Annotated in this window: 15 protein-coding genes and 1 riboswitch; of the genes, 13 read left to right on the forward strand and 2 right to left on the reverse strand. The window is 55.4% G+C overall.

Features of this window, described 5'->3' with window-relative positions; all coding sequences use genetic code 11:
- From HB393_RS05990 to HB393_RS06050, 13 genes are all read left to right on the forward strand, one after another.
- Positions 1 to 1,953, forward strand: coding sequence for a methyltransferase domain-containing protein (locus HB393_RS05990; protein WP_213804249.1), 1,953 nt, complete (start codon positions 1 to 3; stop codon positions 1,951 to 1,953).
- The gene (locus HB393_RS05995) at positions 1,916 to 2,965 is read left to right on the forward strand and encodes a radical SAM protein (protein ID WP_255550849.1); all 1,050 of its coding nucleotides are present in this window, start codon (positions 1,916 to 1,918) and stop codon (positions 2,963 to 2,965) included. Before HB393_RS05990 ends, HB393_RS05995 begins: the two co-directional genes overlap by 38 nt.
- Positions 2,966 to 3,082: 117 nt before the next feature.
- Positions 3,083 to 3,254: riboswitch (cobalamin riboswitch) on the forward strand.
- A 126-nt stretch (positions 3,255 to 3,380) separates the two neighbouring features.
- Positions 3,381 to 3,944 carry a bifunctional adenosylcobinamide kinase/adenosylcobinamide-phosphate guanylyltransferase gene (gene cobU, locus HB393_RS06000; RefSeq protein ID WP_213804250.1) on the forward strand — a complete coding sequence of 188 codons (564 nt, stop codon included), beginning with the start codon at positions 3,381 to 3,383 and terminating at the stop codon, positions 3,942 to 3,944.
- Positions 3,941 to 5,332, forward strand: a complete 1,392-nt coding sequence (locus HB393_RS06005) for a cobyrinate a,c-diamide synthase (protein WP_213804251.1) — start codon at positions 3,941 to 3,943, stop codon at positions 5,330 to 5,332. Before cobU ends, HB393_RS06005 begins: the two co-directional genes overlap by 4 nt.
- A 118-nt stretch (positions 5,333 to 5,450) precedes the next feature.
- Positions 5,451 to 6,533, forward strand: coding sequence for a nicotinate-nucleotide--dimethylbenzimidazole phosphoribosyltransferase (cobT, locus tag HB393_RS06010; protein ID WP_213804252.1), 1,083 nt, complete (start codon positions 5,451 to 5,453; stop codon positions 6,531 to 6,533).
- Positions 6,530 to 7,309 (forward strand): adenosylcobinamide-GDP ribazoletransferase, encoded by a 780-nt coding sequence (cobS, locus tag HB393_RS06015; RefSeq protein ID WP_213804253.1) that lies wholly within the window; start codon positions 6,530 to 6,532, stop codon positions 7,307 to 7,309. Before cobT ends, cobS begins: the two co-directional genes overlap by 4 nt.
- Positions 7,306 to 7,878: a histidine phosphatase family protein gene (locus HB393_RS06020; protein ID WP_213804254.1), complete on the forward strand. Its 573-nt coding sequence runs from the start codon at positions 7,306 to 7,308 to the stop codon at positions 7,876 to 7,878. Before cobS ends, HB393_RS06020 begins: the two co-directional genes overlap by 4 nt.
- Positions 7,878 to 8,699, forward strand: a complete 822-nt coding sequence (locus HB393_RS06025; protein WP_213804255.1) for a hypothetical protein — start codon at positions 7,878 to 7,880, stop codon at positions 8,697 to 8,699. The genes HB393_RS06020 and HB393_RS06025 overlap by 1 nt, the downstream gene beginning before the upstream one ends.
- Positions 8,696 to 9,271, forward strand: coding sequence for a cob(I)yrinic acid a,c-diamide adenosyltransferase (locus tag HB393_RS06030; protein WP_213804256.1), 576 nt, complete (start codon positions 8,696 to 8,698; stop codon positions 9,269 to 9,271). Before HB393_RS06025 ends, HB393_RS06030 begins: the two co-directional genes overlap by 4 nt.
- A complete protein-coding gene (gene bluB / locus HB393_RS06035) occupies positions 9,253 to 9,939 on the forward strand; it encodes a 5,6-dimethylbenzimidazole synthase (protein ID WP_213804257.1) in 687 nt (228 codons plus the stop codon). Before HB393_RS06030 ends, bluB begins: the two co-directional genes overlap by 19 nt.
- Before the next feature lie 14 nt (positions 9,940 to 9,953).
- Entirely contained in the window at positions 9,954 to 11,516 is a 1,563-nt protein-coding gene (locus HB393_RS06040) for a cobyric acid synthase (protein WP_218623907.1), read from the forward strand.
- Positions 11,513 to 12,484: an adenosylcobinamide-phosphate synthase CbiB gene (cbiB, locus tag HB393_RS06045; protein WP_213804259.1), complete on the forward strand. Its 972-nt coding sequence runs from the start codon at positions 11,513 to 11,515 to the stop codon at positions 12,482 to 12,484. Before HB393_RS06040 ends, cbiB begins: the two co-directional genes overlap by 4 nt.
- 1 nt (position 12,485) lies before the next feature.
- A complete protein-coding gene (locus HB393_RS06050; RefSeq protein ID WP_213804260.1) occupies positions 12,486 to 13,592 on the forward strand; it encodes a threonine-phosphate decarboxylase in 1,107 nt (368 codons plus the stop codon).
- 58 nt (positions 13,593 to 13,650) lie between these two features.
- On the opposite strand, the gene HB393_RS06055 is transcribed toward HB393_RS06050, so the two are convergent.
- Both HB393_RS06055 and HB393_RS06060 read right to left on the reverse strand, forming a co-directional pair.
- Positions 13,651 to 14,568, reverse strand: coding sequence for a BadF/BadG/BcrA/BcrD ATPase family protein (locus HB393_RS06055; RefSeq protein WP_213804261.1), 918 nt, complete (start codon positions 14,566 to 14,568; stop codon positions 13,651 to 13,653).
- A gap of 4 nt (positions 14,569 to 14,572) precedes the next feature.
- Positions 14,573 to 15,709, reverse strand: a complete 1,137-nt coding sequence (locus HB393_RS06060; protein ID WP_213804262.1) for an SIS domain-containing protein — start codon at positions 15,707 to 15,709, stop codon at positions 14,573 to 14,575.
- Positions 15,710 to 15,713: the final 4 nt, after the last annotated feature.

The raw sequence follows: 15,713 nt of genomic DNA on the forward strand, positions 1-15,713 counted from the left end.
ATGCCCGAGACAGTTGCGATTTCCTCTCAAACGCAGCCGGATAGCTCTGTCTTCGACCGCTGGGCGGAGGTTTACGATGCGCAGTCCAATCCCCTGCTCATGCTGGAGGAGCGGAGCGTCTTGCCACTGCTGCCTGAGTTAGAGGGCAACGATGTTCTGGATGCGGGGTGTGGAACCGGCCGTTGGCTGGTGAAGTTGGAAAGGTTCCGTCCTGCTTCTCTTACTGGAACGGATTGCTCTGCCGCCATGCTGGAGCATGCTCGAGCGAAGGTCCAGCCTACGACAAAGCTCGAGCGTGGAGAGTGCTCGACGTTGCCCGGGGAGAACGCCTCTAAGAGTTTTGTGCTGGCTTCTTTCGTGCTCAGTTATCTGGACGATCTGAAGGGATTCGCTCATGAGTGTGCTCGTGTCCTTCGATCGGATGGGTCGTTAGTTATCTCCGATATGCATCCCGCGACCGCATCGGAGCGAGGCTGGACACGAAGCTTCTCTGTAGATGGTGCCAGGGTAGAGATCGCTACGTACCCTCGTTCTCTTGAGGAGATTGTCTCCATATTTGAAGAGAGTGGATTCGAGGTTCAGACTTTATTAGAGCCATCCTTTTCTGGGCCGGAGCGGACCCTCTTCGAGGATGCTGGAAAACTTGAGGAGTATGAAGGGCTCGTTGGCGTTGCCGCTATATACATCTTGAAGTTGCGGAAACGGCAGTCGCAGCCATTCACAAGCTCTTCTCGTTCGAATATGCAACTGACCAACGCACGTATTGGTACGGGAGCCAGTACGTGGAAGGATGGGGTACTTCGGATCGAGGATGGCTACATCATCTCCGTTCGTGAAAGCGCTGATAGTGCAGTACCGACACTTGATCTGAATGGCTATGTGCTTCTTCCTGGCTTGATCAATGCACACGAACATTTGGAGTTTGGGCTGTTTCCAAGGCTCGGACGCGGTGCAGAGGCGCCTTGCTATCGAAACTCGACGGAGTGGGCTCAGGAGATTCATGAGATCCACGCAGATGTCATCGAGCGATATAGGCAAATTCCTAAAGCTATTCATCTGTGGTGGGGGGCAATCCGTAATCTCCTTTGTGGCGTAACGACGGTTTGTCATCACAACCCTTTGCACGAGGAACTCACTCTTTCCGATTTTCCTGTTCATGTTGTCTCCCGCTTCGGCTGGTCGCACTCTTTGTCGTTCGATCCGCATCTTGTCGAAAGATTTCGGTGGACGCCGAAGGATCAACCCTTTCTTCTCCATGCCGCGGAGGGGGTCGATGAAGCGAGTCGAGGCGAGATCTCCACGCTTGACGCGATGGAGGTACTGGATGAACGTACCGTTCTCATCCATGGATTAGCGTGCGCGGCAGAGGAGATCGCTCTGCTGAACCGGCGTGGAGTATCGCTGGTTGTTTGTCCTACGTCTAACCGATTTCTCTTTGCGGAGGCTCCTACACGCGATTTGCTTACTTCGGTCGAGCGATTGGCACTTGGTAGCGACTCCCCGATTACAGCGGCGGGTGATCTGCTCGATGAGGCTCGGTACCTTCATACAGAGGTTGGCCTTGATCCTGCCGCGGTCTACGACATGGTGACTTCCGGCCCTGCGAAGATGCTTCACTTAAAAGAGAACCAAGGACAGATTGCAGAGTTCGGAGTGGCCGATCTGATTGCTGTGCGTGGCGATCATGACACTCCTGCCGTGGCGCTTGTGGGGCTCACCTTTGTGGACGTTGAGTTGGTTGTGATCTCAGGTCGGGTGCAGATGGTCTCTCCTCCTCTCTATGAACGCCTGCCACAGGAGCTCCGCTCCGGCATGCAACTTCTTGAAGTAGCCGGCCAGCAACGCTGGATTCGAGCTCCGCTGGAGATGTTGTTTGAGGCGGCGGAGGAGGTTCTCGGCCAAGGCAAACTCTTGCTTGCTGAGAGGGAGGTGCGTTATCTCGGTACTCTATGACATTCAACCCGCGCCGACTAATCATCTCGAGCGATCACGCATCGTCGCGCTTCCGATCCTCCTGATTAACGTTCATAGTCAGTGCAATTGCCGTTGCGTGATGTGCGACATCTGGAAGCGGAAGGATGGGCGAGAGTTTCATGCTGCCGATCTTGAACGGCATCGCGAGTCAATACGAGCGCTCGGGGTGAAGCACGTTGTGCTTTCGGGCGGAGAACCTCTGCTGAATCGGGAGTTGGAGGCGATTTGTGGTTTCTTCCGCGAACTGAATCTTCGTATTACGCTGCTTACGACAGGGCTCCTGCTGGAGAAGCGTGCAGAGCTGGTGACTGCGGGTTTCGACGATATCATCATCTCGATTGATGGCCCGGCGGAGGTCCATGACAGGATTCGACGTGTCCGCGGGGCCTTCCAAACGATTGGAAGAGGGATAGCAGCGGTACGGAGACGCCGGCCCGAGATTCCGATATCGTGCCGGACCACGGTACAAAAGTCGAACCATGCTGATCTGCGCGCCACGGTCGCCGCGGCAAGGTCGCTCGGGCTTGATAGCATCTCCTTTCTCGCTGCGGATATTTCGTCGGCGGCCTTCAACCGGGAGGAGCGTTGGGCGCCTGAACGTCAGGATGAGATCACTCTTACCAGAGCTGAGTTAATCGCCCTGGAAGAAGAGGTCGAACTCTTGATTCGGATGCATCAGGACGATATTGATAGCGGTTTTATTGCTGAAAACAAAGCGAAGCTGCGAAGGATTGGCGATCGCTTTCGCGAGCATCTGGAAGGGATACCCCCCAAGGCCCCGATCTGCAATGCTCCTTGGGTCTCTGCGGTAATCGAAGTCGATGGGAGTGTTCGGCCTTGCTTCTTCCATCCTCCCGTCGGCAATGTGGATCGACAGACCTTGGAAGAAGCTGTTAATGGAGAGGCGGCTCTGAGCTTCCGCAGCCGCTTAAAGGTGGCCAGTAATCCTACCTGCCAGCGTTGTGTCTGCTCGCTGAACTACCAGTCGTGATGGAGTCTGGGAGACAGGGTTCTATGCCTGGCTTGACACGCCACGGGTCCGTTTCGTTATCTCTGGCTTGGTCGTACAAATTGCAGGTGGCCCCTGTTGACCCCCGGATTTCAGAGCGGTATATTCCAGATATCTGGTGTTCGGGAAGACGGTGCAAATCCGTCACTACCCCGTAACTGTAAGCGCTGAGAACTTAGCACTTAGGGTCACTGGGACGAAAGTCCTGGGAAGGCCGCCCAAGTTCAACGAAGCTCAAGTCAGGAGACCGGCCAGATGATTTCGGGCTTAATTCAACTTCGCTGGGAGAGTTGAAGAGCGTATCCGTGTGATCCCTACGGGATGTCTGCGGAAGCTGCCTCCTTATTATTCCCGCTCGGCCTCCGGTCCTTTTGCCACTGGATGCAAGGAGCGATGTATGCAGCAGCGCCAACCCGCTTCCGTGACTCTTGTGCTCGGCGGCGTTCGCAGTGGCAAGAGCCGCTTTGCACAACGAATTGCCGAGCGTTCGCTTCGCGTCACATTTGTCGCGACAGCAGAACGACGTGACGATGCCGAGATGCACGCCAAGATTGAGCGGCATCGTGCCGAACGACCTGAGACCTGGGCGACGATAGAGGAGCCGCTCCAACTGGCACAGACCATTCAGGCCGCGAGTCTCGACTGCGATGTCCTCCTGATTGACTGCCTTACGCTATTCGCATCGAACCTTCTCGAGGCTCATGGCGAAGACTCCTTGCGGCTTCAAGCTCAAATCGATGAGCTTTGTTTAGCGCTTCAATCGGCGCAGTGTTCCGTCGTACTTGTGTCTAACGAGGTGGGAAGCGGCGTTGTTCCAGCCTATGAGCTGGGCCGACGATTCCGGGATCTCGTTGGAGAGATTAACCAGCGGGTCGCTTCGGTTGCGGATACAGTGCTCTTGATGGTCGCAGGACTTCCCTTCCCGCTCAAGGGCTCCGTTCCCGCGGAGGTTCGGCCGTGAAGGGTTTCCTCATCGCCGGCACCGCAAGCGGAGTGGGCAAGACGACCGCCACGCTCGCGATTCTGGCTGCGATGCGACGGCGAGGATTGATCGTCCAGCCGTTCAAAGGGGGACCTGATTTTCTTGATACAGGTCACCACAGCCGTATTGCCGGCCGGCCGGCGCGAAACCTCGATACATGGATGCTTTCGGTAGCAGCGAATAAAGATGTCCTACGCGATGCGGCTCAAGGGGCGAACGTAGTAGTTGTCGAAGGCATGATGGGCTTGTTCGATGGTAAAGATGGAGCTACCGAAGCGGGCAGCAGCGCCGAGATTGCCAAGGTGCTTCAACTTCCTGTAGTGCTGGTGCTCGATGCGAGCAAGAGTGCGCGGAGCATCGCTGCTGTCTTACTAGGCTTCGAATTTTTCGATTCGGAGCTTTCGTTGGCTGGGGTGATTCTTAATCGAGTCGCCAGCGAACGTCACTTCAAGATGCTTGAAGCTGCAATTCTCTCCAGGTGCAAGACGCCAATTCTGGGGTGGCTGCCACGAAATCCCGCTATCTCTATCCCGGAGCGACATCTGGGGCTCCAAGCGGTGGAGGAGGCTGATGATTCCCATACCGATGATGAGCAGATTGACGCACTCGCCGCGATGGCAGAGAAGCATTGCGCGTTGGATCGGATGTTGGAGCTCGAATGTGGCCTCGACCCGGCTTCCTCAACAATAGGAGCGCCTGAGGCAGAAGCTACTTCTATCCGAATTGGAGTGGCACGCGATCGGGCATTCAGTTTTTATTATGAAGACAATCTAGATCTGCTGCGACAGCAGGGTGCGGAGATCGTTCCATTTAGCCCGATAAGCGACTCCTCCCTCCCTGCGGATATTGATGCGCTCTATCTTGGGGGCGGGTATCCCGAGCTATATGCGGAACAGCTAAGTGCGAATATCTCGATGCATCGATCGATTCGCAATTTCGTCGCGACGCAGCGGCCTGTCTATGCCGAGTGCGGTGGAATGATCTATCTCTCCCAGCAACTCATAACTGCTGATGGGCAAGTACACGCGATGACAGGCGTGCTTCCCTTCGAGATGGAGATGACCAACAAGTTGGTTCAGTTTGGCTATGTGACAGTGGAGCTGATGCGTGATTGCCTGCTGGGCGACCGCGGCACTGTTGTACGAGGTCATAGCTTTCACTATTCACGAATTACAAATCAACCTATTGCGGCGACGAACTATCGTGTGCAATATTCCCTCTCTGGACGAGAAGAGGATGAGGGGTACGGACTCAGCAACGTGCTCGCGAGCTATATCCATCTTCATTTTCGCGCCGCACCAAAGGCTGCGCAGCATTTTGTTGAGACTGCCCGCAACACGAAGATACTAGAGACATTGACACGATGAAACGATCTATACTTATTCTTCTCGCGACCCTCGACGTATTACCCTCCCATGGCAGCTCTACGGCGACTAATGTGGCCGGTCGCGCCGCTATCATCCAGGATTCATTCATGGAGACTCTATGACTAACTTGAGGACTACCACCATAGAGCAGATCGCGCATGGCATCGTTGCCCCCAGCGAGGTTTGGCGGCAACAAGCATTAACATATCTCGATACTCTTACCAAGCCACTGGGTAGTCTTGGACAGCTTGAAGAACTGGCGGCCCAGATTGTAGCCATCCGTCAAGAGAGGTTTGCTGAAGAGATTAAAAAAGGGGTCTATGTCTTCGCCGCAGATCACGGCATTACTGCCGAAGGCGTGAGTGCCTACCCACGCGAAGTTACGTACCAGATGGTCTTGAATTTTCTGGCTAAGGGCGCTGCCGTCAATGTGCTTGCACAACTACATCATGTGGATTTATGCGTTGTGGATGTGGGAGTGGATGCGGATTTTCAAGACGTTCCAGGCCTGCTGCACCATAAGGTCTCCAGAGGCACGCGCAACATGCTCCATGAGTCCGCCATGACCGATGACGAGCTCGCCCAGGCCCTTGCGATAGGGAAGGAGATTGGAGACCGCGCCTTCGCTGCAGGGCAGACGATGATTGCCATCGGAGAGATGGGGATCGGCAACACAACGTCCGCGAGCGCGATTACCTGCGCTGTTACCGGTGTTGCGGCGACAGAGACGACAGGGCGTGGTGCGGGAGTCAGCCCTGAGGCTCATGCTCATAAGATGGGCGTCGTGCAGGCCATCGTAGAGAGACACTTTGGAGAGCCTTCTTCGGATCGATCTCCGCTCGAGATTCTCCGCTGTGTGGGTGGACTTGAGATAGCCGCCATGGCAGGCACCATCCTCGCTGCGGCGCGGCACCAACTTGTAATCGTCGCAGATGGCTTCATCTCAACAGCCGCTGCTGCCCTGGCAGTTGCGATCTCCCCCGAGGTGCGGGGTTATCTTATCGCTGGACATCAATCCGAGGAACCAGGGCACAAGCTTCTGCTCAACCACTTGAAGCTTACGCCTGTGCTCAAGCTCAATATGCGCTTGGGAGAAGGGACGGGCGCTGTCCTGGCGATGCCGGTTCTCGAATCCGCCATGGCACTCTATACGCAGATGGCGACCTTCAGTTCGGCAGGCGTAAGCGGAGCTTCGCAATGAGCTTCGCCACATCCATGGCGAGAGGATGGTCGGATTTCATTTCGGCCATCCAGTTTCTTACGCGCATTCCGGTTCCATCGCAACCATACGAAGCTGATTCACTTTCGAGGGCGGTAAAGTTCTTTCCTTTTGTTGGAGTGCTTGTAGGCGGAAGCGCTGCCTTGCTCAATCTTCTGCTTCTTGCCCATCTACCAAGACTCGTCACTGCATTTTTTGTGTTGATCTTTCTGGTACTGATAACAGGCTGCTTGCACGAGGATGGCCTGGCCGACACGGCCGACGGCTTCGGAGGCGGATGGAGTCGCGAGCAAATTCTTCTTATACTGCGTGATAGCCGTATTGGCAGCTATGGAGCAGCGGCGATTATCTTTAGCCTCGTTGGCCGCCTACTTCTACTCTCCTCACTTCCATTGATGCAAATTGCGCACTATCTTATCGTGGCTCATGTTTTGTGCCGTTGGACGACACTGCCGCTGAGTTACTTTCTGCCGTCCGCGCGTACTCAAGAGATATCGGAAGCTAATGGACAGGGTGCGCGGATCGCTCAACTCACTTCAACGGGAACTCTGGTTGGCGGCACGCTCTTTAGTTTTGCTGTTGCGATCTTATTTCTACGTGGTCACGCAGTCGCTCCTATTGTGAGTGCCATTACTCTGGCTCTGCTCACAGGCCTTTACTATAAAAAACGCATCGGCGGCGTAACAGGCGATTGTTTTGGCGCGACGAACCAACTTACCGAAATTGGCGTGTATGTGTGCGGAGTGTGGACTCTATGACCAGCCTCCACTTTATACGGCATGCGGAGACGGATATGGCTGGCAGATTCTGCGGGCATTCCGATCCGCCAATCAATGCAATAGGGGTGCAGCAGATCTGTCGTCTTGCCGAATCTATTCAACCTGCTTCCATCCATGCGATCTACTGCAGTGATCTGCGGCGGGCTGTGGTCACAGCGGAGGCACTCGCAAAGACTTTCGCTGTCCCAATTATAAGAAGACGAAACCTGCGCGAGATTGACTTCGGCGATTGGGAAGGTCTTAGTTGGAATGAAATCGAGCTGCGTGACCCTACTTATGCGAGCAATTGGATCAAAGATTTTCCGAATCTATCTGCACCGGGTGGGGAGCCGTTTGCGGACTTTGAGATGAGGGTGTGGGACGAGATAGAGGAACTCCTTTCTTTTGCGAGATTCGGGCGGATTGCGGTTGTTACACATGCAGGAGTTATGCGAGTTGCACTTAGGAGATTTTTCAATTGTAGCGAGCAGGAGGCGTGGAGCCGTACAGAGGCTTATTGTTCCTCCTTCGTGTTCGAAGATGTCGCTACGCCACAGGAGGTGGCTTGATGAGTCGCCAGAGGGTTCAGGTGCGCGAGTTGGCCGCCTGGGATTTAGATGATTACTCCTATCGCCCCCTCACCTTCGAAAGCAAGAAGCTATCGGAGAGACAACATCTTCCAGGACGCCGGTCTTCCTTTCGGCAGTCGGAAGTCATGCTCCAAAAGGAGTCAGCCGAACTTCGCGATCTTTTCTCGCCTCAAGCGCGGAGATCGGATCTTCTCGTTGAGATGACTGGGCTGGATTGGTCGCTTGGCGTTGTGGATCTGCGCCAACTCCTAGCTTTTCAGCGGAGGCTTTTCTTCAACTCTACGTTTGTTCAAGCTCCGGCTCCTGCCGCACGAGATTGGCCGGCTTTGCTGGCTTTTTCGTTTGGTCCGTCAAAGCCGGTGGAGTGCGATATGGCGCACGATGCTGACACCAAGACATTTGTTCTGAGGTCAAGCAATCCAAATCTGCATTTTCGGACCACCAACGATGCTGCTGCGCCGCTCGAAGTCCACGCAGGAGGGCCATTCTTCGAGGTAGCCTGCTATCGTGGCAGGTGGTTCCTACGCGATGGATATCATCGCGCCTACAATCTGTTAAAGGCTGGCGTGTTCGAGATTCCTGCAGTGATCGTCCAAGCCAGGACGATCGAAGAGCTTGGCGCTACTCAACCTTGGTTCTTCTCTGAAGAGGTGCTTTTCTCGGAGGCTCCGCCGTACGTTTCGGATTTCCTGGACGACGAGCTGATATTCGAATACGATCGTCCTCCGCTCATCAAGACACTTCGCGTTACATTGGAAGAGATCCTCGCACCAGCATCAATGACAGGAGAACAATTATGAGCATTGCAACGAAACGCGGCGATGGCGGTCAGACCGGCCTAGCTGGCGGGATCCGTATCTCCAAAGCAGACCTTCGCGTCGAGTCCTACGGATCCGTCGACGAACTAAACACCTTCCTTGGATTTGCACGCAGCATCTGCCAGAATAAAGAGATTGCTACCTGGACAGAAGAGATTCAACGAACACTGTTCCGGGTTGGATCGGCTCTTGCTACGCCTCCCGAGAGCAAGAAACAGCCTCCAGTCGTCTCTCCTGAAGATATCGAGATGCTTACAAACTTAGTGCATCAGATCGAAGCGACCGAAGGAATTCTCTCCGACTGGTCTTTGCCTGGAGCTCACACTGAATCCGCAGCCTATGAGGTAGCGCGTACGGTATGCCGGCGCGCAGAACGCGCCGCTGTTCGCTTTATCGAAGCTGGCGGTGTGGTGCAGCCAACGGTTCTTCCCTATCTCAATCGTCTCTCCGACGTCATCTGGCTCTTCGGGCGTCTCATCGAGTTCAACGCCGGTATCGATGCGCGGCTCCGCGACGACACCAAGGGAGGACCAAAGTGGTCGAGAGCTTGGTAACAGGAGAGGAGAATGCTTTCAGCGATTCTGAACGCGCTGCCGTCTATCGCGCGATCGCGGAACGCCGCGATGTGCGGCGAGGCTTCATCGATCGACCTTTGCCTGACGAACTCCTTAACCGGCTGCTCGCAGCCGCGCATAGCGCACCTTCGGTAGGGCTCATGCAGCCTTCACGCTTCATTGTGATTCGCAATCCCGCAGTACGGGAGGCTGTGCACGATATTTTCAAAAAAGCTAGTGCGAAGGCCGCTGAAAGATACGCTGACGACCAGAAGGAGCGCTACCTATCCCTCAAGCTCCAAGGTATTCTCGAAGCACCCCAGAACCTTTGCATCGTGTGCGACACCAACAACGAACGGGGTCGAGGACTAGGGCGCCACAGTATGCCTGAGACAGCAGCCTATTCGACCGTATGTGGAGTGCAGAATCTTTGGCTGGCGGCTCGGGCGGAAGGAATTGGCGTCGGTTGGGTCAGCATTCTGGATCCAGTGCGTCTCCGTGAGGTACTCCACATCCCCGAGCATATCCTTCCTGTGGCTTACCTTTGCATTGGTTACGTCGACAAATTTGCGCCCATACCTGATCTTGAATTTTTTGGATGGGAAAGACGTGTGCCGCCTGAGACCGCCGTCTGCCACGACTTTTACAGCGAGGACAACAAATCGTGAGAGCACGCGCCATTATGGTGCTCGGAACAAGCTCGCATGTCGGCAAATCGCTGTTGACGGCAGCCCTCTGCCGCATCTTTGCACAGGAGGGATATCGAGTCGCTCCCTTCAAGTCGCAGAATATGTCGCTCAACTCCGCTGTTACACCTGAGGGACTCGAGATTGGTCGAGCGCAAGCTCTTCAAGCTGAAGCTGCAGGCATTTTGCCCTCAGTCCATATGAATCCAATTCTGCTGAAGCCTTCGGGAGATATGTCGTCTCAGATCATCGTGCGTGGAAAGATCTGGGGGAAGCTCACGGCCTCCGATTATCATCTGCGCCGAGTGGAAGAGCTGATGCCCATCGTGCGTGAAAGCTATGAGATGCTCGCTTCACAGAATGATGTGATCATTCTTGAAGGCGCAGGTTCTCCGGCCGAGATCAATCTCAAGCAGCACGATATTGTGAATATGCGCATGGCAGAGGTCGCCGATGCGGCCTGCCTGCTGGTTGGCGATATCGATCGCGGCGGAGTCTTCGCCTCTCTCCTTGGCACTGTCGAGTTACTTGATCCTCAGGAGCAAGATCGCATTCGCGGCTTTCTCATCAATAAATTTCGAGGCGATGTGACGCTGCTTGAACCGGGTATACGCATGATGGAGGATCGACTCGACAAGCCGTGCCTTGGGGTATTGCCCTATCTTTCTGGACTCATGCTTGATGAAGAAGACAGCCTGGGACTTCCTGTGGACAAAGGCGATATGGCTCCGTGGCTTCGCTCTACCGATCCCGAAAGATTGTTGCGGATCGCGGTCATTGCGCTCCCGTCTTTTTCCAACTTTACCGACTTCGATGCGCTCTCCGCCGAGCCCTCTGTTTCGCTCCATTTTTGCAGGAGCCGAGAGCAGCTTTCAGAGGCAGACGTCATCATCGTTCCGGGCAGCAAGCAGACTGCTGACGATCTCCTGTGGATGCGCGCCGAGGGCTTGGACGATGTGCTGCTCAACTACGCACGCACAGGTCTGGTGGGAGGGATTTGCGGTGGCATGCAGATACTCGGCGAGGAAATTCATGACCCACATGAGATGGAGCATGTGGGCGTAGTCGCTGGGCTCGGCTTGCTACCTATTCACACGACGATGGCGCCACAAAAGATTACCAGGATCAGCAATGGTAGCCTGTCTCCTTCCTCACTCTTTGGACAGGCTCTTCTCCCTCTACGACTAAGTGGCTATGAGATTCATCTCGGCGAGACACGCTACCTCGATGGGGCGCAACCATTCGCGAGACTGAAGGCTGAATCGGCCATGGAAGATCAAGGCCATCTGGATGGCTGCATCACGCCTGCCGGGCGCGTCTTTGGCAGCTATCTTCACGGGCTCTTCGATGATGACGCCTTTCGCCATGCCTTCCTTACCGCTGCTCGTGCCTTCTACGGATTGGCTCCGATAACACTCGTTAACAACTGGCAACAGAAGCGTGAGGAATCACTGAATCGGCTTGCCGACACGGTGCGCCAGTCGCTCGACATGCCCGCGATCTTCGCGTGGGCGAATCTCACTTACGAAGGACCAGGCAACAAGGAGGAGCGGCTTTGAATCGCAGCGCTCTTCTTCCAGCTGTATATCTCGTAGATCAGATCGCCGGCGACCCTGAGTGGTTTCCGCATCCGGTCCGCCTCATAGGTCTGGCAATCTCAAAGGGTGAGATTGTGCTCCGTCGTCCGAACCAAACTGACGCGTCCGAACTGGCGTCAGGTACCGCGCTTACACTAGCTATCGTGGGGGCAACGTATTGGCTTACCGCAGAGATGATTCGTCAGACATCTCGCCGTTCCTCGCTCCTTGGAGACGCTACAGAATTATTTCTTGGGTGGACTTGTCTCGCAGCGCGCAATCTGGAGGAGGAAGCTGCAGCCGTTTTAGAGGCACTGGAGGGCGACGACCTAACCCTAGCGCGCAGGCAGCTCGCACGGATCGTTGGCCGAGATACAGGTCAGCTTGATGCTCAGGAGATGAGTCGCGCGGTCATTGAGACGGTGGCTGAGAGCGCTTCAGATGGGATCTTATCTCCTCTCTTCTTCATGGCTTTGGGTGGGGTTCCGCTTGCAATGGCATACAAAGCGGCCAATACTCTGGATTCCATGATCGGCCATGCCGATACGAAATACTTCTACTTCGGCAAGGCTGCAGCGCGACTTGATGACGTGGCGAATTTCCTTCCATCGCGCCTGACGGCTCTTGCTATCGTCACGGCGTCATTCTTTGTCAGTCCATCCGATCCGCAAGCGGCATGGCGAACCTGGCGACGCGATGGCACAAAACATAAGAGTCCCAATGCCGGCCAGCCGGAGAGCGCGATGGCTGGTGCGCTGCATGTTAGGCTCGGCGGTGACAACACTTATAACGGAGAGCTCATACCAGCGCAGCCTATGGGAGCCGAGTTTCCTTCTGCTGTGCCAGCCAAGGCGGCTCAAGCGATCCGCGTTTTGTCGATGGCGTCGCTCTTCGGCGTGGCCCTCGGTGTTCTGATTACGAGCCTCGTTCAGACGAGAAAGCGAGGCTAACATGCAAGAGAGCCAGCCATCGCCCGTGCATGGTGGTCAATTACGACAGATCGCAGAACGTTTTGGAATTCCAGTGAAGCATCTGCTCGATTTCAGCGCGAATATCAATCCGGATGGTCCCCCTGCAGGCGTTCTCTCCACGCTACGAGCGAGTCTGGACGATCTCTCGACCCTGACCGACTATCCCGATTTGCAGCAAACGAGCTTGAAACAATCGATCGCCCATTATGCTGAGATCAGTACGCAAAACATAGCTGTTGCAAATGGCTTTGTTCCGCTCCTGGATGCAGTTCTGCGCAGCCTGCCAATTCGCCGGTTTCTGCTTCCAGTCCCCGCGTTCGTCGAATACCAAAAGGCTCTTGCACGCGCGCGAATCGAAGTATCACCTTATACTCTCAGCGCCGAGGACTGCTTCATCTACGATCCTGAAGCTATGGCGGTCGGGCAACACGATGCCATTCTGCTTGCGAATCCGCAGAACCCTTCAGGAGTCTGTCACGACGGGAGTGTCATCCGCAATATTGTTGCCAAGGCAGCGGAACGTAAGATGTATGTGCTGCTCGATGAAGCATTCATCGACTATGTTCCCGAGTCTTCTCTCACGAGAGAGACCGACCATTTCCCCAATCTAATTATCTTTCGCTCTGTTACGAAGTTCCATGGAATACCCGGATTGCGAGTAGCCTATGCCGTCAGCAATCCTGTGCTTTCATTGGCGATTGAGGGGAATCTTTCGCCCTGGCCGATCACTACGCTCGCCTCTCAGGCGGTCAGTGCAGCCCTCGAAGATCAGGATTATGCGATTCGATCGAGAGCGACGAATATGGAGCGTAGAAGAGATTTGCAGCACAAGCTAAAGGCGCTCGACCTTACCACGTACCCGTCCAAGGCCAATTTCATACTCTTCCAATTACCTTCTGACGTGGATCCGATCGCCTTTTGGCAGCACATGATCGTCGAGCACCATATCGTCCTACGCGACTGCACTAACTATCAAGCCCTGCCTCCTGGACACCTCCGCGCGGCAGTACGCACGACGCAGGAGAACGACCGCCTCGTCGAGGCGCTGGAAAAGTCATTGTCATGGCATCGAAGTAGTCGTCTGTAATCTGACGAGTTGAGTGTCGTTCTCTAATACCTGGACCACAACGACGAATAAGAAAGCGCTATATGCGGCCCATACGGGCCCGCGCCACAGCACCATCCACTGGGTCGACCACGCCCGCCAGCGCGTCAGCGTCGGGAAACTCAAGCCGAACGGCAGCAAGCAAAGCCTCGCGCACCGAGGGAATCTTCTCCATGATGGAGCCTGCAAAGGCAATTGAGGGAGTCCAACCAGGCGTCGTCGAAGAGGCTTTTAAACGGCGCATCATCAACTGCACCAAGTAGGCTAATTCTTCACCTTGTTGTCGGAGTACTGCGGAAGCAACCTCATCGCCGAGCTCTGCGCATCGCAGCACAACCTCGGTGAGTCGCGAAAAATCCGGCGCTGGCCGGCTGTTCGCAAACTCCACCAGATCCCCGATCGAGCTAAGCTGCCAAAACGCCAGGATTGCCTCCAGCAGTTGCGTCGAACGACCTTCGTCCCTTGCCAAGAAAGCCGCACGCAGCCCCTCGTGACCGATTCTATGTCCGGAGCCCTGGTCTGCAAGTGCCGGTCCCCATCCTCCTACAGTGGATAGCAGCCCAGCTTCGGTTCGTCCCGCGACGTTCGATCCGGTTCCAGCCAGCACCAACACACCGGCTTGTCCAGGAAAAGCAGCGTCGAGTGCAATCTCTACATCTCCAAGCAGCAACAACTCTCCGCCGACACGTACAGAAAATGCTTGCCGTAGCCAGTTTGCTACCAGCGGAACAACCTCACCTGCTGTCCCGATGCAGGTTCTCGTCACCGCTTGCATCGCTACGCCGGTCGCTTCGGAGAGTTCCGCGAGCGCACCATCCAAGTTCGTTGCAGCCACCGACGCGTCGGTACGCATAAGCTTGATGGTGCCGCTTCTCACGCGCGCAAGCACATGTGTCTCATCGGCGAGAGCATAGTCCGTCTTCGTCCCCCCGGCGTCGATCGCTAAAAAAAAACTCATCCATTTACTCCGACAAGACGGCTTTGGTTAGGTTCCGTGGGCGATCCACATCGATTCCATTGTTGATCGCCATGAAATACGCCAGAAGCTGCAACGGTATCACCTCGCAGATTGGCAGAAGATCTTCACGCATCTCTTCAACAAAGATTGTATGCGTCGCGAGACCTGCTACGTCGCCATCTCCTGTATTGGCAATCGCAAGAATATCTGCGCCCTGTTCCCGCATATCGCGCATGAGTTGAAGACTCTTCTCATACCGCTGCACTGAGTCTTCGCGCGAGCGATCGACTGTGGCGATCATCACCAGAGATGTATCTTTCCCAACGAGGGCGTTCGGCCCATGCTTCAGCTCTCCACTGGGATAGCCCTCGGCGTGAAGGTAAGCTGATTCCTTCAACTTCAGTGCGCCTTCCCGTGCGATCGGGTAGTGCACTCCGCGGCCGAGAAAGAGGAAGCTTTTGGCAGATCCAAACTGCCCTGCGATCTCACGAACACTCTTCTCCCAACCCTCCAACTGTGCGGCGATCCGGACTGGCAACGTAGCGAGTTCTTCCAACCGCTCCTTCAATCCAATCGAGCTTATCGTCTTGCGAGACTCGGCAAGCAGGAGGGCAAGCATATAGATATTTAGGAGCTGTCCCGTAAAGCTCTTCGTTGCGGGAATCGCCCGCTCGCGTCCTGCTTCGATTGGGAAGGAGGCCGATGCCTCCTGAGCCATCGTCGACGTGGCCACATTCGTAATCGCCAAGCTCTGACTGCCAACGGCATTGGCCTTACGCAGCGCGGCCAATGTATCGGCAGTCTCACCGGATTGCGATATCACGATCACTGTTGCACCCTTCAGGGCCTTCTGCGGCCGATAGGTGTATTCGCTTGCATACTCCACGTCCACGCCGAAGCCGCTCAGTTCTTCGATGGTCAACTCCGCCACCATACCTGCGTGGCGACTGGAGCCACTGGCTGCGATGACGATCTCGTTCGCGAGCGATCGAGTCCATTCACGAATCGCTTCACAGCTCTCCTGGCGAAACGAACCTCCTACGACGTAGCGTTCCAACGTAGCGGCAAGCGTAGCAGGCTGCTCGTGGATCTCGCGAAGCATCCAGTGTGGATAGGGCGAGGGACTTTGACTATTGGGCATCAGT

The organism is Granulicella sp. dw_53 (genome assembly GCF_018449545.1).
GTDB lineage: Bacteria > Acidobacteriota > Terriglobia > Terriglobales > Acidobacteriaceae > Edaphobacter.